The sequence below is a fragment of the Bradyrhizobium sp. Bra78 genome, assembly GCF_024519855.1.
Taxonomy (GTDB): Bacteria; Pseudomonadota; Alphaproteobacteria; order Rhizobiales; family Xanthobacteraceae; genus Bradyrhizobium; species Bradyrhizobium japonicum_G.
Genome location: NZ_JALJRE010000010.1, coordinates 196,133 through 219,287, shown reverse-complemented (window position 1 = coordinate 219,287; position 23,155 = coordinate 196,133). Strand labels below are relative to the sequence as shown.

Genomic DNA, 23,155 nt, shown 5'->3' with positions numbered 1-23,155 from the left:
TAGCTCTTTTCGACTATTCCGCTTCCGCGGTCAGCGCCTTGGCCTTGGCCACCCAGGCATCCGCCCGGCTCGGCAGACCGACTTCTTCGCCGATCTTGTGCGCGGTGTCGTGATCGAGTTCGGCGAGCTGCCAGAAGTGGAAGATGCCGAGGTCGTTGAACTTCTTCTCGATCGCACCCGACACGCCCGGGAGCTTCTTGAGATCGTCGGAAGTGCCGCGCGGACCGGCAAGGCCCTGGAAGCCGCTGGTGGCCGGCAGCTCTTCTGCGACCGGTCGAACCGAAGCGCCGACGTCGATGCCGGAATCGCCCTGGGCGCGCGAAATGCCATCGATCGCTGCGCGCGCGATCAGATCGCAGTAGAGCGCGATCGCGCGGCCGGCGTCGTCATTGCCCGGCACCACATAGGTGATGCCCTTCGGGTCCGAATTGGTGTCGACGATCGCTGCGACCGGGATGTTGAGCCGCTGGGCTTCCTGGATCGCGATGTCTTCCTTGTTGGTGTCGATCACGAAGATCAGGTCGGGCAGACCGCCCATGTCCTTGATGCCGCCGAGCGAGCGGTCGAGCTTGTCGCGCTCGCGCTGAAGCGTCAGGCGCTCCTTCTTGGTGTAGGAGGAGGCATCGCCGCCGGCGAGCACGTCGTCGAGATGACGCAGGCGCTTGATCGAGCCCGAGATCGTCTTCCAGTTGGTCAGCGTGCCGCCGAGCCAGCGCGAATTGACGAAGTACTGCGCGCAGCGCTTGGCCGCGTCGGCGACGCCGTCCTGCGCCTGGCGCTTGGTGCCGACGAACAGGATGCGGCCGCCCTTGGCGACGGTGTCGCTGACCGCCTGCAAGGCGTTATGCAGCAACGGCACGGTCTGCGCGAGATCGACGATGTGGATGTTGTTGCGGGCGCCGAAAATGAAAGGTGCCATTTTCGGATTCCAGCGGTGAGACTGGTGACCAAAGTGCACGCCGGCTTCGAGGAGCTGGCGCATAGTGAAATCGGGCAGTGCCATCGTTCTAATTCTCCGGTTGGTTCCTCCGGAAGCGTGTGAGCAAAACGGAGCGTTGTCGCCCCGGCTGCCACCGGACGGCCTTGTGAGCCATGCTTCCGTGTGAGATGGCGCGCTGTATAGCGCGATTTGGGCCAGAAGCAAGGAAATAAGGGCCTTTCGAGGGCGGTTTTCGTCCCCCGATGGCCCCTTCCGTCAAGGACACGCTGCGCCCTAAAGCATGATCCGGAAAAGCGCCAAGCGGTTTTCCGGAAAGATCATGCTCAAACAACAGTCTATAAAGCGCGGTCGCGCCGGTCCCGATCCCGTCGCCCTTCAGCACTTGGGCTGGTTCGGCGGGCACTTCTTGGCCGCCGGCGGCGGGGCTGCGGGACGCGGCGGCGGTGCTGCCGGGCGCGGCGGTGGCGGCGGCGCGACGGTCACCCGGGGTGGCGGCGGTGGCGCAGGCCGGGCCACCGGCGGTGGTGGTGGCGCAGGTCGCGCCATGGGCGGTGGTGGCGCGGGGCGCGCCATGGGCGGCGGCGCCGGCCGAGCGGCCGCCACGGGCGGAGCCACCCGGGCCGGCGGCGATGCGATGCGCGGCGGAGGCGGCGGGGCTGGACGCGCCGCGGGCGGCGGAGGCGTTGGTCTCGCCACGGCCTGAGGGCGCGGTGGTGCCGAGGGCCTGGCAGCCTGTGCCGGAGCGGTCGACGGCCGATTCTGTGGCCTGACCGGCTCCCGCGCGGCCGAGGGCGGCGGCGCGACCGGTCGTCCGGCCGCGCCGGGAGGCGTGCCGGCAGGCGAGCCAGCCGGCGCATGGGTTGCGGACTTGCCACGATCCCCCGGCCCGGTTCCGGGTGCCGTCTGGGCCACCGGCGGCTTCGGAGGTTGGCCGGGCACGCCGGCCGGGTTTGCCGTGGTGGGCGCGGCCGTCGCCGGCGCGGCGGCGGTGGGCGCAACGGGACGAGCCGGCGGCGGCGCACCGGGAGCGGCAGTCGTCGGCGCCCCCGGACGCGTCGGCGGCGTCACGCCGGGCGCAGTCGCCGTCGGTGGCACGGGTCTGCCGCCCGGCAAAGGCCCTGCCCCCGCTGGCGGCACGGGCGGACCACCCTGGGCCCCGGGGACCGGCAGCGTGTTGGCCTGTGGCAGCCTGGCCGGTGGCACAGCGGATGGCGCTGCAATCGGCGCGAGATTGGCCGGCGTCGCCGGAGGCGTCCCTGGCCTCGCTGCCGGCTGCATCGTCGCGCTCGGCGGCATCGGCGCCTTGCCCTGCTGAATCAGGGCGGCGCGCTGCGTGACCGCCTGCGGCAAGGCTGCACCGGCCGGATTGGCGCGGCCGGCAACTGCAGGCGCGAGATTGGCCGGACCTGCCCCTGCCCCCACGCCCGCGGCAGGTGCCGGCGGCCGGTTGATCACGGTGTTGATGACCGTGGTGTTGTGGATGTTGGCATAAATGATGTTGTTCGGCGGCGGCGCGACATAGACCGGCGGCCTGACGAACACCGGGATCGGCACGAACATCGGCTGCGGCAGCACGAACAGGCCGATCACAGGCAGCGGCGGCTCCAGCACGACGAAATCCGGCGGCGGCGGCGGCAGATAGTAGACCGGCGGCGGTGGTGGCGGCGCGAAGCCAAAATCGGGATCGCTGAAATACAGCACGGGACGGTCGACATAGACGACCTCCTCCGGCGGCGGGGGCGGCACGTCGTAGTCGATCATCGCGAAGGCCGGCGGCGGCTCGAGCGGCGCGGTGAGGATCGCGAGGCGCCGGCGCGCATCGCCTGCATGCGGGCCGCGCGGATAGCGGCGCAGATACGACCAAAAGGCTTCCGGCGTGTCGGTGCGATAGGTCCGCCGCCAGGTGATCGCCTCGCGGCGCGCCGCAACGATCGCCATCACGCGCCTGGACATCGGATCATTCGGATAGGCCGCGAGAAATTCCTCATAGGCCGGCAGCGTGTCACGCGTGAGCGCGGCGGCGTAGGCGTCCTGCACACCGAGATCCCGGATCGGCTTGTTGCGGATCGCAGCGACCTGGTCGGCCGAGGCCTCCGGCGGCGGCGCGTCGGGCCCGCGATCGAAGAATGAGAATTGCGCGCTGATTTTCTGCTCGTTCCAGGGCACCTGCGCGCCCTTGGAGGCCTCGTTGACGCGCAGGCGGACGCGATCGAACACCTCAGGCAGCGGCAGGCCGCCGGTGCGGATCATCTCGGCCAGCGACTGCGCATAGATGCCGTAGGGCCCCGGCTCCTCTGGCGCCACGGTGCCGGGCGCGGCATTGAAGGCGATCAGCATGTTCGGATCCGGTTCGACCAGCGCAAGCCCGCTCGCGATCTGCTGGCCGCCCTCGATGAAGGGCTGCGCACGCGCTGCGTCGAGCACGACGATGTTCGCCTTGAGCGGAACCGCCGCGAGCTGGCGCGCGTAGTCGCCGATGCGCAAGGCCTCGGTCGGAATGTCGGTGTCGCGGGTGATGTTGGAATCGACCGGGATGAAATAGTTCTCGCCGGCAAGCTGCACGCCGTAACCGGCCAGATAGACCATCGCGACGGTGCCGGGGCCCGAGGCCTGCGCCTTCTGGATGAAGTCGCGAAAACTCTTTCGCAGCGTGTCGCCGTCGAGATCGCGGGCGCCGACGACGTCGAAGCCCGCCGCTTGCAGCGTCTGCGCGATCAGGCCGGCATCGTTCGCGGTCGTCGCCAGCGGCGACTTGGCATAGGCGCCATTGCCGACCACGAGCGCGATGCGCTTTTCCTGCTGCTGCGCGCGCGCCGGATCCCGCGCTGCCCCGGCAAGGACCACGATCGGCAGGAAAAGGCAGATGAAGACTCTGAGCGTCCCACGCATGGCTTGCTTGCCCGCCTTTGTTGTTGAGGTGCCACCACGCATCAAGCGCGCGGCCGGCTGAACGGCACTTGAACGAAAGGCTCTGATAATGAAAGTTTTGAAAACGAAAGGCTTGATAACGAAAGGCTTGGATTGAGGCGGCGGCATGGCGCCCGGCGCCTCCGCCAACCCTTGCGCCAAACCCTTGCGCAAGACTCCTGCGCAAGGCTCCTGCGCAAGGCTCCTGCGCAAAGGCTCCTGCGCAAAGGCTCCTGGGTCAGGCTTGCGTAAGCGTCGCGCCGACGAACAGCGCGGCGACGGCTCGTCAGCCCTGCGCGATCAGATCGACCGTTCCCGTCGCAAGCCGGTAGATGCCGCCGACGACCTTCAGCTTGCCCTGCTCGACAGCCGCATTGAGGATCGGCGCGGCCGACTTCAGCTTGGCGACGTTGTCGATCACGTTCTGCCGGATCGCCGCGTCGAGGACGTTCCCGCTTTGCTGCATCGCGGCCTTGGCGGCCGGCGCGATCGCATCGACCAGCGAAGGGATGTGTCCCGGCGGCGGCTTGTTGTCCTTGATCGCCTTGAGCGTCGCATCGACCGCGCCGCAACTGTCATGGCCGAGGACCAGAATCAGCGGCGCGCCCAGCACCGCGACCGCGTATTCCATGCTGGCAATGGTCTCGGTGCCGGCGAAATTTCCGGCGACGCGGCAGACGAACAGATCGCCGCGGCCGGTGTCGAAGGCATATTCGGGCGCGATCCGCGAATCGGCACAGCTCAGCACGGCGGCAAACGGGTTTTGCCCGCCGGCCAGCGCCTCGCGCTCGTGCTTGAAATCGTGCCGCCGCGACACGCCGATGACGTAGCGGCCATTGCCTTCCATCAGGCGCTTCAGTGATGCCTCGGGAGACAGCACGTTCTGCGGCTTTGGCGGCGTCTTGGTCTCCTTGGCGAAGGCTTTGCCGGCGAAGGCAAGTCCGAACGCGGCAGCGCCAAACAGCATCGCGGACCGCCGCGACGGCCCGGTATTTCCATGCAGAGATTGAGAGCACTTGTCGCACATGTCGCGCTTCCTCCCGGCGAGGTGGACGATGGTACCGCCGCGATCATAGCCGCTATGACATGACGAAACCACAAACGTCGGTGCGGGCGGCGCCCCAACTCTTGGGTGTCGTCAGAACGACGCGTTCACCGGTCTTGCGTGCGCCTATTCCGCCAGCCGCAGTTCGGCGATTGTAGTCCTTGCGGCCGGTTCGTCCAAAGGCGGGAAATCCATCGGCCTCTGGTTCTTGCAACCGGCTGCAATTTCGTGCGTGCTGCTACAGCTGCTGCACGTCCACCACGCCCGCGACCGCCTTGATCGCACCGGCGATCTGCGGCGAGACCTTGAAGCGGCCGGGCAGCTTCATCTCGACCTCGGTCTCGAGGTCGAGCATCATCACCAGCGAGACCTCGCCGTCGCCGTTGGAGCGCGGGGCAATCCCCGGGCTGCCGACCTTTGGCGCGGCTCCGTTCGAAGCCGCCATCTCGGGGCCGGCCAGACGCTTGGCGATCGAGTCCAGCGGCTTGGTGTCGCGCACGAAGATGCGCAGGCCCTTCTGCGTCTTGGCGGCAGCGTCGTCCAGCGGCTCGGCATGCAGCACGCGGGCGCGGACGTCCTCGCCCTGGAGCTCGGCACCGAGCTGGAGCAGCACGGCGGCGCCCGGCTCCAGCACGTCGCGATATTGCGCGAGACCTTCGGAGAACAGCACCGCCTCGAAGTGACCCGTGGGATCGGAAAGTCCCATGATGCCCATCTTGTTGCCGGTCTTGGTCCGCCGCTCCATCCGCGACACCACGGTGGCGGCGACCTTGCCCGCGGTGGCGCCGGTCTTCACCGCGCGCGAGAACTCGGCCCAGGACTGCACGCGCAGCCGCTTCAGCACGGTGGCGTAATCGTCGAGCGGATGGCCGGACAGGAAGAAGCCGATCGCATCATATTCGCGGCGAAGCCGTTCGGCGGGCAGCCAGGGCTCGACCTGCGGCAGCATGATGGTCGGCGCATCGGCCGCGCTGCCGAACATGTCGTTCTGGCCAATGGTTGCAGCTTCATTCGCCCGCTGGCATGCGGCGAGGATCGAGTCGGCGCCGGCAAAGACCCGCGCCCGGTTCGGCTCCAGCGTGTCGAAAGCGCCCGCGGCGGCGAGGCTTTCGATGATGCGCTTGTTGATCGCGCGCGGCGACACCCGCGCGGCAAAGTCGGCGAGCGAGGTGAACAGGCCGTTCCGGGTCCGCTCCGCGATGATCTGGTCGATCGCCTGGATGCCGACGCCCTTGAGTGCGGCAAGCGCGTAATAGATGGTCTTCTCGCCGACCTCGAAGGTCGCACCGGACCGGTTGATGTTCGGCGGCTCGACCTTGATCCCGAGGCGCTGCGCCTCGGACCGGAATTCGGAGAGCTTGTCCGTGTTGTTCAGATCGAGCGTCATCGACGCGGCGATGAACTCCACCGGATAATGCGCCTTCATGTAGGCGGTGTGGTAGGATACCAGCGCGTAGGCCGCCGCATGGCTCTTGTTGAAGCCGTAATCGGCGAACTTGGCGAGCAGCTCGAAGATGGTCTCGGCCTGCCCTTTCGGCACGCCGTTCTTCACCGCGCCAGCGACGAAGATGTCGCGCTGCTTGTCCATCTCGGCGCGGATCTTCTTGCCCATGGCGCGGCGCAGCAGGTCGGCATCGCCTAGCGAATAGCCCGACATCACCTGCGCGATCTGCATCACCTGTTCCTGGTAGATGATGACGCCGAACGTCTCCTTCAGGATCGGCTCCAGCACGGGATGGAGATATTCCGGCTCCTCGTCGCCGTGCTTGCGCGCGCAATAGGTCGGGATGTTCGCCATCGGGCCCGGGCGATAGAGCGCGACCAGCGCGATGATGTCCTCGAAGCGGTCGGGCCGCATGTCGACCAGCGCGCGCCGCATGCCCTGGCTTTCCACCTGGAACACGCCGACCACCTCGCCGCGCGCCAGCATCTGGTAGCTTTCGGCATCGTCGATCGGCAGCGTGGCCAGATCGATGTCGATGTTGCGGGGCTTGAGCAGCTTGCAGGCGACGTCGAGCACGGTCAGCGTCTTCAGGCCGAGGAAGTCGAACTTGACGAGGCCCGCCGGCTCGACCCATTTCATGTTGAACTGGGTCACCGGCATGTCCGACTTCGGATCGCGGTACATCGGCACGAGCTCGCTCAACGGGCGATCGCCGATCACGATGCCGGCCGCGTGGGTCGAGGCATGGCGCGTCAGGCCTTCGAGGCGTTGGGCGATGTCGAAGGCACGCGCCACCACCGGGTCTTCGTCACGGAACGCCTGCAGCTTCGGCTCGCTCTCGATCGCCGCGGCCAGCGTCACGGGCGCTGCCGGATTCTGCGGCACCAGTTTCGTGAGCTTGTCGACCTGGCCGTAGGGCATCTGCAGCACGCGGCCGACGTCGCGCAGCACGCCGCGTGCCTGCAGCGTACCGAAGGTGATGATCTGCGCGACCTGGTCGCGTCCGTAGCGCTGCTGCACGTACTGGATCACCTCGCCGCGGCGGTCCTGGCAGAAATCGATGTCGAAGTCCGGCATCGAGACGCGTTCCGGATTGAGGAAGCGCTCGAACAGCAGGCCGAACTTGATCGGGTCGAGGTCGGTGATGGTGAGCGCCCATGCCACCAGGGAGCCTGCGCCCGAGCCGCGGCCCGGCCCGACCGGAATGCCCTGCCCCTTCGCCCATTTGATGAAGTCGGACACGATCAGGAAGTAGCCCGCGTATTTCATGCGCATGATGACGTCGAGCTCGAACGCCAGGCGCTTGTTGTAGTCCTCGTCCGTCGTGCCTTGCGACAGGCCGTGGACGCGCAGGCGGTTGGCGAGCCCCTCCTCCGCCTGGCGCTTCAATTCGGCCGCCTCGACCGCGGCAGCATCGGAGCTTGCGGCGGCGCCGACCGTGAAGAACGGCAGGATCGGCTTGCGCGTCATCGGACGGAACGAGCAGCGCTCGGCGATCTCGACCGTGGAGGCCAGCGCCTCCGGAATGTCGGCGAACAGCACCGCCATTTCCGCACGGGTCTTGAAGCGGTGATCGGGCGTGAGCTGAACGCGATCGGTCTCGGCGATCAGCCGCCCGCCGGCGATGCAGAGCAGCGCATCATGCGCCTCGTAATCGTCGGTCGCGGCGAAATAAGGCTCGTTGGTCGCAACCAGCGGCAGGCCCTTGGCGTAGGCGATGTCGATCAGCCCGCTCTCGACGCGCCGCTCCTTGTCGAGGCCGTGGCGCTGCAATTCGACGTAGAGGCGGTCGCCGAACAGGCCGGCCAGGCGCTCGCAGCGCGTGGCCGCAAGCTCGGCATAACCGCCGGCAAGCGCCAGCGAGACCGGCCCGTCCGGTCCGCCCGTCAGCGCGATCAGGCCTTCGGTCTCGCCCTCGAGCCAGTCGAACTTGATATGGGGGGCATGGGTGTCGGGCGTCTCCAGGAACGCCCGTGAGTTGAGCCGCATCAGGCTGCGATAGCCGCGCTCCTGTGCGGCCAGCAGCACGATGCGCGACGGCAGCAGCGCGTTGCGCGCATTGGGATCCTGGTCGGCGAAATCGATCGCCAGCTCGCAGCCGACGATCGGCTGGATGCCGGAGCCCGCCATCTTGTCGGAGAACTCCAGCGCTCCGAACATGTTGTCGGTGTCGGTCAGCGCCAGCGCGGGCTGATGGTCCTTCTTGGCAAGCTCGGCGAGCTTGGCGATCTTGATCGAGCCCTTCAGCAGCGAATAGGCCGAGTGAACGTGAAGGTGAACAAATCCGGCGCTCGGCATGGTCGCGTGACGGCCTCTTGCAGGTGGATGGAGCGGTCGCCGGCCCCGGGGGATCACAAGAGGATGATCACAAGAGGATCATGGGAACATCCTGCACCCGCCCGGCCGACTCGCTTCACAATGGTGGGGTGTCGCGCGACCAGAGTCCACGCCGGAGCGGCGGATCGGCCGCGTCGTCCTGCTTTTCCCCAACCAGGCCCGCACCTAGAGCTGCGGAATCACCTGGGCCCAGATCGCGATCATCCCGACGAACAGTGCAATCGACGCCAGTGCGGCGGCTTCTTCCACGAAAATCCTGAACATGGCCTACTCCCTCGCTGGAACGTATGAAGAACATTGTTCTCATTTCGTTCTCGGAAGTCAAGCGCGCTCGACCACTTCAAAATGCGATGGTTAACTCGCTGAATTTACGCAACAAAAAAGCCCCGGCACGAGGCCGGGGCTTTCCGCAACCGCTCGAAATGAGCGATCTGTATCAGTAACGGCCGATGATCGGGCCGCCGAACTTGTAGTTCAGGCGGACGAGGCCCATGTCGACGTCCTGCGCGGTATGGATCGCCAGAGCACCGAAGCCGCCGGTCAGGGTCTGATCCTTGCCACCCAGGAAGATGTGGTTGTATTCGGCGCCAACCGACCAGTTCGGCGCGAAGCCGTACTCGAGGCCTGCGCCAACCGTGCCGCCCCAACGGGTGTCGTTGGCCGATGCAAGCGACACCCCGGCGAGAGAAGCGTCGTACTTGGTGCTGACCACAGCCGCACCGCCCTTGACGTAGAGCAGCACGTTGTTCCAGGCATAACCGACCTGACCGGTGACCAGACCGAACGCATCGATCTTGGTGTTGTTGGTGAAGCCGGAGATCGCGCCGACGTGGCTGCCGGAGAAGTCAGCCCAGTTGCCCTGGCCTTCCAAGCCGAACACGAACTGTCCGGACTGCCAGCGATAGCCGACCTGACCACCGACCGTGCCGCCGGTCGCATCGTGCGAACCGTCGCGGCCGAACCCGACCAGATCCCAGGTCGCGTGCGACGAACCGCCGCCGCCGTTGATACCGATGTAGAAGCCGCTCCAGTCGTAGATGGTGGCGACCATCGCAGGCGCCTTGGTGTAAGGCCGCGCCGCGAGATCAGCAGCCAGCGCCGGCGCAGCCGCGCCGAGCGCGACAAGGCTTACAGCGGCAAGCAACAAATTCTTTTTCATTTGAATCCCGTTCCAGTTTCGTCGTTAGGCCCCCGGGCCGTGGCGTCGTCATAACAGCGCTCGACGGAATTGCTGTAACCTCGACGCAACAGTTCGAGCCAAAGGCCCCTGCTCGGTTAACGGATGTTTATCAGCGCGCGCAGGAAACCCTTTGAAACAAGTGTTTTCATGAGTTCCATTGTTCATTGCACGGCGTATATTGCATCTGCGCGCAAGGCACCGACGCACGCACGATTGCGTGATTGACGAATGAGATGCGTGACGAATCGCGCTCCCCATTGTCGCCACATTTGCGCTCGCGCTGAGCGCAAGCACTTGGGCGCAAGCACTTGGGCGCAAGCACTTGGGCGCAAGCACTTGGGCGCAAGCACTTGGGCGCAAGCGCTTGGCCGCAAGCAGTTGGGCGCATGCGCTCGGTCCGCATCATGCGTTCTGTCTCACCGCAGATGAATGACCGGGGCTGCGCAATTGCTCGTGCGACAGTCAAGCGCGCCGATCAGGGCACCCCCAACGCTCGCGGCCAAGCATGCCTACCAGGTCATGGATGCGATCACCGCAATGGACAGCGCGGCGGTGACCAGGATCAGGGATTGATAAATCCAGAGCCGACGGCGGGTCATTGACGCGCCTCCCTCGAACACCAGAGACGCTCGGCGGCAACGGTGCCTGTTGAGGCAAATCAATGAATGCTGCGCTATAGCCTGAAGAGGGCAAAGGCGATCAACGCCACCGGCAGCAAGCCGAGCACAATCACCAGAATGCGAAAACGCAACTCGTTTCCCATGGGGAAAAGGTTAACTGCACCAGGCCCCTGTGTGATGTGCAGTTTGTGCCAGTTCGGACCTATTGCGCCGGCCGCGGACCGGAAGGGCTCAGCCACTCGTTCATGTGAGCGGCTGTCTCGGCTTGATCGGCCTTCCTCAGAAGTTCGTCGCGGCGAATGCTGGGTGGCAAGCCTTCGGCTTGCTTGCGCAAATTCCTCGCCTCCTTGTTCAGGCGATCTCCGAGCGTCGATGATGGCTTGATGCGAATTCGCACGTGCTGCTCCTGGATGGGCGGGAGCGCAACCGGCGTTCTCATCACCGGCAACTGCCAAGGACCGGGCGGTGACGATCTCCAACGCGCCAGAACCGGAACGGTTGCCCGCCTCGAGGCGAATTAGGTAACCGCCATCTGCGATCGCAAGCAGGCCAGCCAGCCGCCGACTCGAGTGGCCGCGGAGCCAGCCGCGCTCGACAGGCCTCGCCGATCATCGTCCAACATCGGGGTTCGTCCGTCACTACGCGTGCCTCCATCGCCCAAATCGGGAGGCTGATATGCGGCCTGCCCTGCGTTGGGCCTCCGGTGTTGACGTAGACTGGGACCGGTTTAAGTACGACAGACAAATCTTGCAGGGGTGGCGACGTTCGCTGGGCTGGTTCCCGTTGACGCCACCAATGCAGGACACATGACCTCGCCCCAAGCGACAGCGCCCCGCGCGCATCCGACCGCGGCTTCAGCTTCCCCCCGTCTCGCCATCGTCCTGTTCTCGCTCGCGATGGGCGGCTTTGCGATCGGAACCACCGAATTCGCGTCGATGAGCCTGCTGCCGTTTTTCGCCGCAGACCTCGGAGTCGACGAGCCGGCCGCGGGCCACGCGATCAGCGCCTACGCGCTCGGCGTCGTGCTGGGCGCGCCACTGATCGCCGTGCTCGGTGCGCGCTTCGCGCGGCGCACGCAGCTCTTGGTCCTGATGGCCGTGTTCGCGCTCGGCAATGCGCTCACCGCGCTGGCGCCGGGCTTCGGCTGGATGATCGCGGCGCGTTTCCTCTCGGGATTGCCGCACGGCGCCTATTTCGGCATCGCAGCCCTGGTCGCCGCCTCGCTCGTTCCTCAACATCGTCGTTCGCAGGCAATCGGCCAGGTGATGCTCGGCCTGACCGGCGCCACCATCATCGGCGTGCCGCTCGCCAATCTGATCGGCCAGGCCGTCGGCTGGCGCGCGAGCTTCGGCCTCGTGTCGCTGCTGGCGCTACTCACGATGATGCTTTGCGCCCTGTTCGCCCCGCGCGACCAGGCCGGCAGGTCCGATCCGCTGCGAGAGCTCGGTGCGCTGAGAAGTGGCCGCGTCTGGATCACGCTGGCGATCGGCGCCATCGGCTTCGGTGGCATGTTCGCCGTCTACACTTATCTGGCGACGACGCTGATCGAGGTCACCAAGGTCAGCCCCGCGGTGATTCCGTTCTTCCTGGCCGTGTTCGGCATCGGAGCCACGCTCGGCAACCTGTTCGTGCCGCGCTTTGCGGACCGCGCGCTGATGCCGACGGCCGGCGTCATCCTGCTGTTCTCGGCGGTCGCGCTGCTGCTGTTTCCGCTTGCCGCCGGCAATCCCTGGCTGCTTGCGGCAGACATCTTCGCGATCGGTGCCAGCGTCTCGCTCGGCGCCATCCTGCAGACGCGGCTGATGGACGTCGCGGGTGATGCGCAGGCGCTCGCCGCCGCGCTGAACCATTCGGCCTTCAACACCGCCAATGCGCTCGGCCCTTTCCTCGGCGGCCTTGCCATTCGCGAGGGGCTGGGCTGGACCTCCACCGGTCCCGTCGGCGCCGCGCTGGCGGTTCTTGGTTTGCTGATCTGGATGGTGGCCTGGCGCGATGCCGGGTCCGCTCCGGTCGCGGTCACCTCGGGGCGCAAGGTCGCTCCGCCGGAGAACACTCCGGCAAGAGCCGCGCCGCCACTGGCACCGGGTCGTCGAAGCCGTTCGGATGCGGCCAGAGATCCGGTGGCGTGAGGTCGCCGGACCGGGCGTGAGACGTCTCGGACTCCGACCTCGGTGGCCTCAACCGGCCATGGTCACGATCAAAGGTCCCTGACGGGTGGCGATCACGGTGTGCTCGTACTGCACGGTCGGCGCCTCCGGGCTGCTGTAGAGCGTCCACGGATCATCGCCGTCCTGAGCCCATTCGGCGCCCAGCGACAGGAAGGGCTCGACGGTGAACACGAGTCCTTCGCTCATGACGCGGCGTTCGGAGGAGTCCGGCCATGTCGCGATCTCCGTCGGCTCCTCATGCAGCGACAGGCCGACGCCGTGGCTGGCGAGATTCCTGACCAGGCTGTAACCGTTCTTCCGCGCAAAGCTCCCGATGGCCTGACCGATGCCGGCAATCGGTTTGCCGGCGCCGACCTGCCGCAGCCCCGTCCACATCGCGCGCCTGCCATCCCTGCAAAGACGCTCGATCGCGCGGGTTGCAGGCGGAACGGCGAACGAGGCTCCCGTATCCGCAAAGAGCCCGTTCTTCTCGGCGGAAACGTCGATGTTCACGAGGTCGCCTCGCGCGATCCGTCGCCCGCTGGGGATGCCGTGAGCGATTTCCTCATTGACGCTGATGCAGGTCGCTCCGGGAAAATCATAGGCCAGTTCCGGCGCCGAACGCGCACCGGCAGCGTCCAGAAGTGTTCGCCCGATCCGGTCGAGCTCGGAGGTGGTCATGCCCGGCTCGAGCGCCTTCCCCATCGCCTCCAGGGTATTGGCGACGATGCGTCCGATCTCTTTCAGGCGGGTGAGGTCGTTGTCGTCCGAGATTGTCATATCACGGGTCTAGCGCTTGCGACCCTGGCTTGCAAACCGCAGAGGCCGTTCCAAAGGAGCAAGGTGCACTCGACCTGAAACCCGCCCGAGAAGAGGCGTTCAACTCTCGTCGAGAAGATTGCGAACCTTGGCCGCGAGGTCTTCGATCGCGAAGGGCTTGGACAGCAAATGCTTGCCGGCATCGAGCATGCCATTGTGAACGATGGCATTGCGCGTGTAGCCGGTGGTGAACAGCACCTTCAGCTCCGGGTGTCGTTTCGACAGCGCGGCCGCGAGTTCGGCGCCGGTCATGTCGGGCATGACGACATCCGTAAACAGCAGATCCGGAACAGAGCCATTTTCGATGGTCCTGAGTGCCTCTCTGGCGCTCGCGGCTTCGAGGACGTTATAGCCGAGCTCGCGCAGGCTTTCACATGAGATGCTGCGGACACGCTCGTCGTCTTCCACGACGAGGATCGTCTCGTTCTGCATGCTCGCACCGGGATGTGCCGCCACCTGCGACGCGCTCGAGGTGACGTCATCGCCGGCGAACCGCGGAAGATAGATCTTCACGGTCGTTCCGACATCGACCTCCGAGTAGATTTTGACGTGGCCGCCCGACTGCCGCACAAAACCATAGACCTGGCTGAGGCCGAGGCCGGTGCCCTTGCCCACTTCCTTGGTCGTGAAGAATGGATCGAAGACCTTCCCAACCACATCGTCCGGAATCCCGATACCGTTATCGGTCACGGCAACGAGCACGTACTGCCCGGGTATCAATGCATACTCGCGAGAATACTTCTGATCTATCGAGGCGTTGCTGGTTTCGATGGTCAACCTGCCGCCTTTCGGCATGGCATCCCGCGCATTGACCGCGAGATTGAGGATCGCGCTTTCCAGCTGGGCCGGGTCTGCCTTGACGCGCCAGAGACCGGCCGCCAGGACCATTTCGAGGCGGACAAGCTCGCCAAGCGATCGGTCGAGCAGCTCGCTCATCCCGCCGACCATCTTGTTGATGTCCACGACTTCCGGCGCGAGCGGTTGTTGACGCGAAAACGCCAGCAGCCGCTGCGTCAAGGTGGCTGCACGGTTCGCCCCGTCGATCGCGCCATCGATGAAGCGGCCGATGTCGACCTCTCCCTTGCCCAGCCGCCGCTTGGCGAGATTCAAGCTGCCGATGATGACCGCCAGCATGTTGTTGAAGTCGTGGGCGATGCCTCCGGTCAACTGCCCGACGGCTTCCATCTTCTGGGATTGCCGCAATTGCTCTTCGGCCTTCATGCGTTCGGCAATCTCGTCGGCGACGCGTTGCTCCAGTTCGGCATTGAGCGCCTGAAGCCTGGTCAGGAGCTGCGCATTGTCGATCGCCGTCGCGGCATGGCCGGCGATGCCGAGCAGTGCGGACTCGTGCTCGGCCTGGAATCTGCCCGTCTCGGCATGACCGAAGAACAGCCCGCCGAGGACTTCACCGGTTCGCGAGATCACGGGGACCGCCAGGTAGGATCGGACCGGAAGATGGCCCTCCGGCATGCCTTTGCGCGGCGCGTTCTTGCCGTAGCGAGGGTCCTGCAGGATGTCGTCGGACCTCATCACCCCCGTGCCCTTGAACGTCGGCTCAAACACCGCGGTGTTGCGCGGCATCGGAAAGTTCTCAAAAGCGGACCGTGGCACGCCGGACAGCGAATAGAGCATGTAGCTGCCGCCATCCGCTGCCAGGACGTTGTAGAAAAAGGCTCCGAACTGGGCACCGGTCAGCTCGACGCCGGCATCCGTCACGATCTGCACGATCTTCTCGAGGTCGCGTTCGCGGGAGACCGAGGCCCCGGTGTCGTTCAGCAGCCTGAGATGACGCTCCGTCTTTTTTGCGCAGTGATATCCAGCACCGTCCCGATGAACCGAACGGCCTGCCCATCGGAAAAGAGGGCTTGACCGGTCGCGGCAACCCAACGCTCGACACCATCCTCAAGACCGATGGTTCGGTATTCGATGTTGTAACTCGTCGGAGAATGAGGCGTCAGGGCTGCGGATACGGCCTCGTGGGCGCGCTGCCTGTCGTCCGGATGAATACCTTTCAGGAATGAACCTTCATAGCTGACTTCGGCGTCCGGCGGTAAACCGAACACCTCTTTGCAGCGGGTATCCCATCGAAGAACGTCGTTGACCGGGTCGTAGTCCCAGGTGCCGATTCCCGCCGCCTTGTTCGCGAGAACCAGCCGTTCGGCAGCCTCCCGTGCTGCCTGTTCCGATCGAACGCGCTCGATGTGGGCCCACGATCGCTCGGTCACCTCTGAGAGCAAGGCGAGTTCGCGCGGCGTCCACTGATGCGGGCCCCGGTGATGAATCGCCATCAAGGCGGTGAGTTGCCCCTCCTTGACCAAGGGCATGCAAATCGTCGAACCGATCCCGATGCTCTGGAAAGTGGCGGCTTCTTCGGGGGCAATCTCCCTGAGATTGTCATTGATGATGAGCGGCCTGCCGGCGCCCAGCTCTCGCACTGCCTTCCTGCCGAAGTCGGCCAGACTGTAATGACCGAGGGTATGCATCGCACCGGCCGCGGCCCAATCCCCGCGTATCGTGAAGCCGTCTTCGTCCGGGTCCATGTCGGCATAGGCGCAGTTCGAGACGCCGAGATGCTCACCGACCATTCTGGTCGTGACCGCCATGACGCCGTCGGCGTCGCGGGTCCTGGCGGTCTCCTTGTTGAGCGCGTCCAGGAAGCGCAGCCGGGCTTCGTTCTCCCTCACAGCTGTCTCCGCACGGCGACGTTCGACGGCGGTGCGTGTGCGCTCGGCAACTTCGCGGATGAGCTCCAGCTCTTCGGAGCTCCATTCGCGCGCTGTGGCATTGTTGAGGTAGAGCAGCGCCACGACCCCGTCGGGCTCGGAGATGGGCATGTTGACGAGCGCGCGGGCGGAGATCGCCTCGAGAGCTTGCGCACGATCGCCGACGCGAGGGTCTTCTTCCGCATCGGCGCAGACGACGGTGTCACCCCGCTTCAGGTCCTCGATGTAGCTGCCATAGTCGCGGAAGCACAGCACGCCTGCCAGGCTCAGGATGCCCGGTGCGTTCCAGTCGCGGACGATGGTGATGGTTTCGGCCGACGTGTCGACGGTGCCGTAGCCTGCCCTGCTGACGTTCAGGCTGCGGCCCAGCAATTCTGCTGCCGCATAGGCGAGATCGTCGGGATTGCTGATCTCTCGGATGTAGTCGCCGAGTGTGGCCAAGACGGAATTGCGATCGGCCGAGTGCGCCCCGGTCGCTGTCGTCATTGGTCTTCCCCTGCCACTTCCCTACTCCACGGCGAGCCAATCGGATCGATCGTCCCGCGGCTGTTCGTTTCGACCAGAGATGAGCCCGCCTGACCTCCGAGTGATGCAGGCAGGTCGCGCAAATTGTCTGCCCGATAACCGCATGATGGCATTTAGGTTCCCGTGCTCCCGGTCGACTGATGGCACGCCGGGTCTGAGCAAGGCCGGATATGGCAATTGCTGCCGCGGCTTCTCAGCCCGCGCCGCTGACCGGCGTATAAATCACGAGCTTCAGCGCCGGATCGTCGTTGGCCTGAAAGCTCGTGTGCTCGAACCGGAGCACGCCCCTGGTCGGATGGTTCATGGTCTTGAGGCCGGAGGCGGTGTTGCGGATCTCGTGCGCCTCCCACCATTTGACGAATTCCGGGCTGCCCTGGCGCAGCCGCGTGAGCAACTCGGTGAAGGCAGGATCCCCGGCCCAGACGTCGTGGGTGGCGCGAAACATCGCGACCATGCTCTTGGCGACATCGGTCCAGCCGGCGCCGTAGAATTTTCGCGTCTGCTTGTTGGTCAGCACGAGCAGCAGCGTGTTGCGATCCTGCTCGGGCAACTGCCCGAACCCGAAGACGTCTTCGGCGGCATCGTTCCAGGCCAGCACGTCCCAGCGCCGCCCGGTGACATAGGCCGGTTGCTTCAGGCTCTCGATCATCCGCCGAATTGGCGGCGGCACGATCTCGCGCGTGAAGGCGCGCTTGTCCCCGTCGCGCGCCAACGCCTTGAGATGCGCATGCTCGGTCTTCGTCAGGCGCAGCGCACGCGCCAGCGCATCGACGGTGGTCACCGAGGGGCTGACGGTGCGGCCCTGCTCGAGCCGGATGTACCAGTCGACGCCGATGCCGGCGAGCTGCGCGACCTCTTCGCGGCGCAGGCCCGCGGTGCGCCGCCGCCGGCCCGCCGGAAGCCCGACCGTCTTCGGCGACAGCTTTTCGCGGCGGGACCTGAGGAAGTCGCCGAATTCGACGCGGCGGGGGTCGGCCATGACGAGCGTCCTCGATGGAGGGTCCGGACAATACTAGGATAATACCAGGCCTTCCTGTCCTTTCCAAGGTGGCGCATAGCCGTATCACCCGAACATGAGGTGACCACGATGAAAGCCGCCGTACTCAAATCCTTTGGATCTCCGCTCGTCATCGAGAATGCTCCCGATCCGGTGCTCGGGACCGGCGAGGTGGTCGTCGACGTCGTCGCCACGCGCGTGCTGTCCTACATGAACGAGGTCTTCAGCGGGGTGCGCAACTATGCGCTCGACCTGCCGATCATCCCGGGGCCTGGCGGCATCGGCCGGGTGCGCGCGGTCGGCCCGGACGCGACCAAGCTTGCAGTGGGCGACTGGGTCTTCTGCGATCCGACGGTGCGTTCGCGCGATGACGCCGCAGCGCCCGACATTGCCCTGCAAGGACTCACCGCGGCCGGGGCCGGCGGCATGCGCCTGCAAAAGCATTTTCGCCACGGCTCCTTTGCCGAGCAGATGCGGGTGCCGACGGAGAACGTCAAACGCCTCGGCGCGATCACGCCCGAGCAGGCCACGCAATGGTGCGCGCTTGGCACGCTGCTGGTGCCCTATGGCGGTTTCCTCGCCGCCAGCCTTCAGCCCGGCGAGACCGTGCTGGTGAGCGGGGCCACCGGCAATTTCGGCAGCGCGGCCGTCTCCGTCGCGCTCGCGATGGGCGCGGCCTGCGTGGTCGCGCCCGGCCGCAACGAGACGATCCTGGCCGACCTCGTCAGGCGCTTCGGGAGCCGGGTGAAGCCGGTCAAGCTCACCGGCAACGAGGACGACGACCGCGAGCGCATGCAGCGTGCGGCGCCCGGGCCGATCGACTGCGTGTTCGACATCATGCCGCCCTCAGTCAGCACGACCGTCGTGCGCGCGGCGATCATGACGGTGCGCGCTTACGGCCGCGTCGTGCTGATGGGCGGCGTCGGCATGGCGGGCGGCGCGGGCCTCGAGCTGCCCTACCCCTGGATCATGCGCAACTGCATCAGCATCCACGGCGTCTGGATGTATCCGCCGGATGCCACCGCCCGCCTGATCGGGCTGGTGCGATCAGGGCTGTTGCGGCTGGAGGAATACGAGACCACGGCCTTCGACCTCGACCATGCCAATCAGGCGGTGGAACATGCAGCGGCCAATGGCGGGCCGTTCAAATTAACGGTGATCAGGCCGAACGGCTGACCGGAAAGCCGGCCGGCCGGGCGCGACGACGATCGACCAGTTCTCCTCGCGCCCGAATCCGATGTTCAGAACGCCACGCGCAGGCCAGCCCTTCCGCTGACGACGTTGGAACGATCCGACAGCGCGAGATATTCGGCGGCGGAATACAGCGTGACGCTGCGGCTGCGCCATTCGAGGCCGGCACCGCCGAAGCCGCCCCACACGCTCGCTTGCCCTGGCGTAGCGAACGGGATCGCCTGCCCGAGCAGGCTCGCACTGATGGTGGAGCCGCCGACGCGCTGGGTGCCGAGCAGGCCGGCGGTGAGACTGGCCGAGAGAACGTCGCTCGGCGTGAAGCTGACGGAACGCGTCAGCTTGGCCTCGCCTCGCTCCTCCAGCGTGCTCACGGTCTGGCTTCCTAGCGTCAGAGGAGCGGTGGTGCCGGCCTCGGTGTAGCCGTCAAAGGCACCATAGAGATAGCGCAACCGAAATGACGGCGTCAGGGTGTAGGCGGCGTCGGCGAGTTGGCCGAGCCCAATGCGCTGGCCGATCGTCGCCTCGGGGCTGACATACCAGCCGTTGTAGCTGGCCGTTGCGGTCTCAAGACCGCCGGCGACGAGATTGTTGTTGACGGTGCGCGCGCTCGCGTTGCGTGAGCCGCCGGCCTGCACGGCGCCGTGCAGGAAGGTTTGCCCGATGTCGTAGCGGGCATAGGCGCCGCCGAAGAAGAGATCGGAATCGAGCGCACCCTGGTTCGGATCGATGCTGGTGCGCGTCTTGCCACCGCCGAGAAACGCACCCACGCGCAGGTCCGGGCGCGTTTGCCAGTCGCCGCCGAGCATGCCGCCATAGAACAGGTTGGCGGTGCGGAGCAGCACGCCGTCCTGCTGCTGGATGCGCTGGCCGGCGAAGCCGCGCGTCCACACGGTGGTGCCGTCGGCGTAGCGCATCGCCGGCGCCTTGAACACGGCAGCTTCGCCGGCATAGGCCGACGTAAGCCCCGGGATCGCGGCAAAGGCATCGTCGAAACGAGAGGCGCCGTCCGGACCCGCAAAGGCGAGCGGCGCCGCGCCGCCGCCTGCGCTCCCCGAAAACACCGGCACGGCATCGGCCACGCCCCGCGTGAAGTCGGTCAGCGTTCGCCAGTTCGATGCGAACGGCGTGAGATCGACCGCGGCCGCCTGATTTCCGGACACGGCGAACGGCGTCGTGCCGGTCACGGTGGCGCCTGCCAGGGTGTCAAAGGTGAGATTGTGATTGCCACCGCGAAAGTTGACGGTGTCACCGCCACCGCCGAGGTTGATCGCGCCGATGATGCGGGAGCCTGGCAGCACGGTCAGGCTGTCGGGGCTGCCGCCGAACTGCAGAGCGGCTGTGTTGCCGAAAATGGTGCCGGAGTTCGTCACCTGCGCGGTATTGAAGATGAGGATGCCGTAGCCCGAAAAGCCGGTGGCTGTAATTGTGCCTGAATTGGTCACCGTGCCCGAACTGGCGAGCACGCCGTAGGCGCTGCCTCCTAACGAAAATGCCGATACCCGGCCCGAGTTCACCACGTTCGCCGCAGCGGTCGCCGAGATGCCTGCCGCGGAGGTGCCTCCGCTTCCGAAGATGGTGCCGGAATTCGTGATGTTGGCGTTGCGACCGGCGACAATGGCATTGCCGAACATTCCACCCGTCGCGGAGATCGTGCCGGAGTTCGTCACGTTGCTGTCGCGCAGCGTCTCAATGCCGTTGGCACTGCTCGTGCCGACGCCGGATATGGATCCGCCGTTCGTGACATTGGCATCCACGTTGGCCACGATGCCGACGACCGAGACCCCCGTTCCGACGATGCTGCCGGAACTCGTGTTGGCAACCGTCACAGTGCCCAGGTCGGACAGCCCGGCGGCCCCTGCCGAGAGGAAGACCGAGTTGGTGCAGGTCTGGTCGGTGCCTGTTGTCTGGCACGGCTGGGCCGACGCCGCATCCAGCGGTATCAAGATCAAGCCGAGCAACAAGCCGCCGCAGACCCCGCGCAACATGTTCATTCCCACATCGATTCCTGGAAATGGGGTCGATCGTACATCACGAGCAACGTTCCCGGGGTGGCGGAATCGCAACATTCGGTTGAAAAAGGGCCAACGTGCCGCACCCGCCGGCGAGTGCGCGGCTGCGCGGATTCATTCGAATTATCAACGGCGTTGCGGGGGACCCCGCGCGTCGTTGCGGCGAACCCGGCTACTGTGCATGGGGTTGTTTTCGCGTTTGTTAGTCGAGCTCGACCACTTGGCCGTTCGACAGCGACACGCGCCGGTCCATGCGGCCGGCCAGCTCCATGTTGTGGGTCGCGATCAGCATCGACACCTTGGTCGCCTTGACGAGCTGCATCAGGGCCTGGAAGACGTGGTCCGCCGTATGCGGATCGAGATTGCCGGTCGGCTCGTCCGCAAACAGCACCCGCGGCGCGTTGGCCACCGCGCGCGCGATCGCAACGCGCTGCTGCTCGCCGCCCGACAGCTCCGCGGGACGGTGCGTGACGCGCTCGCCGAGGCCGAGATAGCCCAAAATCTCTTTCGCGCGCTTGACGCTCTCGGACTTCTTCAGGCCGCGGATCATCTGCGGCAGCATGACGTTCTCCAGCGCCGAGAACTCCGGCAGCAGCCGGTGCGACTGGTAGACGAAGCCGATATCGGTGCGGCGCAGCTGCGTGCGCTCGATGTCGGGCAGTTGCGAGGTCGGCGCGCCGTTGACATAGACCTCGCCGGAATCGGGGGCTTCGAGCAGCCCCGCGATATGCAGCAGCGTCGACTTGCCCGAGCCAGACGGCGCCACCAGCGCGACGGATTGCCCCGCCCACAGCGCGAGCTTGGCGCCGTCGAGGATCGTCAGCGGCACCTCGCCCTGCAGGTACTGCCGCTTTATCTCGTGGAGATAAATGACCGGTACATCTTCCGCCCCCTGCTGCTCCATCAGCCCCTCACTCGTACCGCAGCGCTTCGACGGGATCGAGGCGCGCGGCACGCCAGGACGGATACAGCGTCGCAAGGAACGACAGCGTCAGCGCCATGACGACGACGGCCGTGGTCTCGCCGACGTCGATTTCGGCGGGCAGCTTCGACAGGAAATAGAGTTCCGGCGAGAACAGCTCGGTGCTGGTCAGCCAGGACAGGAATTGCCTGATCGACTCGATGTTGAGGCAGATCACCAGGCCGACGAAGAAGCCGACCAGCGTGCCGACCACGCCAATGGACGCTCCCGTGATCAGGAAGATGCGCATGATCGAACCTTGCGAGGCTCCCATCGTGCGCAGGATGGCGATGTCGCTGCCCTTGTCCTTCACCAGCATGATCAGGCCGGAGACGATGTTGAGCGCCGCGACCAGCACGATCATGGTCAGGATCAGGAACATGACATTGCGTTCGACCTGGAGCGCGTTGAAGAAGGTCGAATTGCGCTGGCGCCAGTCGACCAGGAACACCGGCCGGCCGGCCGCCTCCGTCACGGCCTGGCGGAAAGCGACGATCTGATCCGGATTGGTGGTGAAGACCTCGATCGAGGTGACGTCGTTGCTGCGGTTGAAATAGGCCTGCGCCTCCGCGAGCGGCATGAACACGAAGCCGAGATCATACTCGGACATGCCGATCTCGAAGACCGCAACGATCTTGTACGGCTTGATGCGCGGTGTCGTGCCCATCGGCGTGACTGCGCCCTTCGGTGCCACCAGCGTGATGCTGTCGCCGGCGTGCAGCGAGAGCTGGTCGGCGAGGCGCCGGCCGATCGCGACGCCCTGCCCGTCGTCAAAGCCCTCGAGCGAGCCCTGCTTGATGTTCTTGGCGATCGAGGTGAGGTTGTTGAGGTCCTCGGAGCGGATGCCGCGCACCAGCACGCCCGAGGCGTTCCACGGCGAGGACGCCAGTGCCTGACCGTCCACCACGGGCGCAGCGAGCCGGATGCCCTTGACCTGGCTGAGACGGTCGGCGACGTCCTTCCAGTCGGTCAGCGGCGATTCCAGCGGCTGGACCAGGATGTGGCCGTTCAGCCCCAGGATCTTGTCGAGCAGTTCCTTGCGGAAGCCGTTCATGACGGCCATGACGATGATCAGCGTCGCCACGCCCAGCATGATGCCGAGAAAGGAGAACCCGGCAATGACCGAGATGAATCCCTCCTTGCGGCGCGCCCGCAAATAGCGCGCCGACAACATCCACTCGAATGGCGCGAAAGGCGCGGTTTGAACTGTTTCGGTCATGGTCTCATCCATCGCTCGATAATCCCATGATTCGGGGTCAATTGTGGCCGGATTGGCGGCCTCTGCATCGGGCGATGAACAATATTCAGCC

At 65.8% G+C, this 23,155-nt stretch carries 12 protein-coding genes and 1 pseudogene; 2 read left to right on the top strand and 11 right to left on the bottom strand.

Features of this window, described 5'->3' with window-relative positions; translation table 11 throughout:
• Positions 1-13: 13 nt before the first annotated feature.
• The 5 genes from OC450_RS22800 to OC450_RS22780 all read right to left on the bottom strand — a co-directional run bounded on the left by OC450_RS22800 (position 14) and on the right by OC450_RS22780 (position 9,832).
• Positions 14-1,003 carry a 30S ribosomal protein S2 gene (locus OC450_RS22800; RefSeq protein ID WP_007603625.1) on the bottom strand — a complete coding sequence of 330 codons (990 nt, stop codon included), beginning with the start codon at positions 1,001-1,003 and terminating at the stop codon, positions 14-16.
• Positions 1,004-1,315: 312 nt separating this feature from the next.
• A complete protein-coding gene (locus tag OC450_RS22795) occupies positions 1,316-3,829 on the bottom strand; it encodes a caspase family protein (protein WP_262048724.1) in 2,514 nt (837 codons plus the stop codon).
• A gap of 304 nt (positions 3,830-4,133) precedes the next feature.
• On the bottom strand, positions 4,134-4,874 hold the full coding sequence (locus OC450_RS22790) for a carbonic anhydrase (protein ID WP_211386070.1): 741 nt from the start codon (positions 4,872-4,874) through the stop codon (positions 4,134-4,136).
• A gap of 256 nt (positions 4,875-5,130) precedes the next feature.
• Positions 5,131-8,634, bottom strand: a complete 3,504-nt coding sequence (gene dnaE, locus OC450_RS22785; RefSeq protein WP_262048723.1) for a DNA polymerase III subunit alpha — start codon at positions 8,632-8,634, stop codon at positions 5,131-5,133.
• A gap of 475 nt (positions 8,635-9,109) precedes the next feature.
• Positions 9,110-9,832, bottom strand: coding sequence for an outer membrane protein (locus OC450_RS22780; RefSeq protein ID WP_211386068.1), 723 nt, complete (start codon positions 9,830-9,832; stop codon positions 9,110-9,112).
• A gap of 1,447 nt (positions 9,833-11,279) precedes the next feature.
• Here OC450_RS22780 and OC450_RS22770 point away from each other — a divergent pair.
• Positions 11,280-12,602, top strand: a complete 1,323-nt coding sequence (locus tag OC450_RS22770; RefSeq protein WP_211386067.1) for an MFS transporter — start codon at positions 11,280-11,282, stop codon at positions 12,600-12,602.
• A gap of 48 nt (positions 12,603-12,650) precedes the next feature.
• Here OC450_RS22770 and map read toward each other — a convergent pair whose 3' ends face one another.
• The 3 genes and pseudogenes from map to OC450_RS22755 all read right to left on the bottom strand — a co-directional run bounded on the left by map (position 12,651) and on the right by OC450_RS22755 (position 17,666).
• Complete coding sequence (gene map / locus OC450_RS22765; RefSeq protein ID WP_262048721.1) at positions 12,651-13,400, bottom strand: type I methionyl aminopeptidase; 750 nt, start codon at positions 13,398-13,400, stop codon at positions 12,651-12,653.
• A 99-nt stretch (positions 13,401-13,499) separates the two neighbouring features.
• Positions 13,500-16,648: pseudogene (locus OC450_RS22760) on the bottom strand (GAF domain-containing protein).
• 232 nt (positions 16,649-16,880) lie between these two features.
• Positions 16,881-17,666 carry a helix-turn-helix transcriptional regulator gene (locus OC450_RS22755; RefSeq protein ID WP_211386065.1) on the bottom strand — a complete coding sequence of 262 codons (786 nt, stop codon included), beginning with the start codon at positions 17,664-17,666 and terminating at the stop codon, positions 16,881-16,883.
• A gap of 108 nt (positions 17,667-17,774) precedes the next feature.
• On the opposite strand from OC450_RS22755, the gene OC450_RS22750 reads away from it, so the two are divergent.
• Positions 17,775-18,860, top strand: coding sequence for an alcohol dehydrogenase catalytic domain-containing protein (locus OC450_RS22750; protein WP_211386064.1), 1,086 nt, complete (start codon positions 17,775-17,777; stop codon positions 18,858-18,860).
• 65 nt (positions 18,861-18,925) lie between these two features.
• Here OC450_RS22750 and OC450_RS22745 read toward each other — a convergent pair whose 3' ends face one another.
• From OC450_RS22745 to OC450_RS22735, 3 genes are all read right to left on the bottom strand, one after another.
• Positions 18,926-20,866 (bottom strand): autotransporter domain-containing protein, encoded by a 1,941-nt coding sequence (locus OC450_RS22745; protein WP_262048720.1) that lies wholly within the window; start codon positions 20,864-20,866, stop codon positions 18,926-18,928.
• Between the two features lie 220 nt (positions 20,867-21,086).
• Positions 21,087-21,788, bottom strand: a complete 702-nt coding sequence (locus OC450_RS22740) for an ABC transporter ATP-binding protein (RefSeq protein ID WP_211386062.1) — start codon at positions 21,786-21,788, stop codon at positions 21,087-21,089.
• Between the two features lie 7 nt (positions 21,789-21,795).
• Positions 21,796-23,076 (bottom strand): lipoprotein-releasing ABC transporter permease subunit, encoded by a 1,281-nt coding sequence (locus OC450_RS22735; protein WP_211386061.1) that lies wholly within the window; start codon positions 23,074-23,076, stop codon positions 21,796-21,798.
• Positions 23,077-23,155 lie beyond the last annotated feature (79 nt).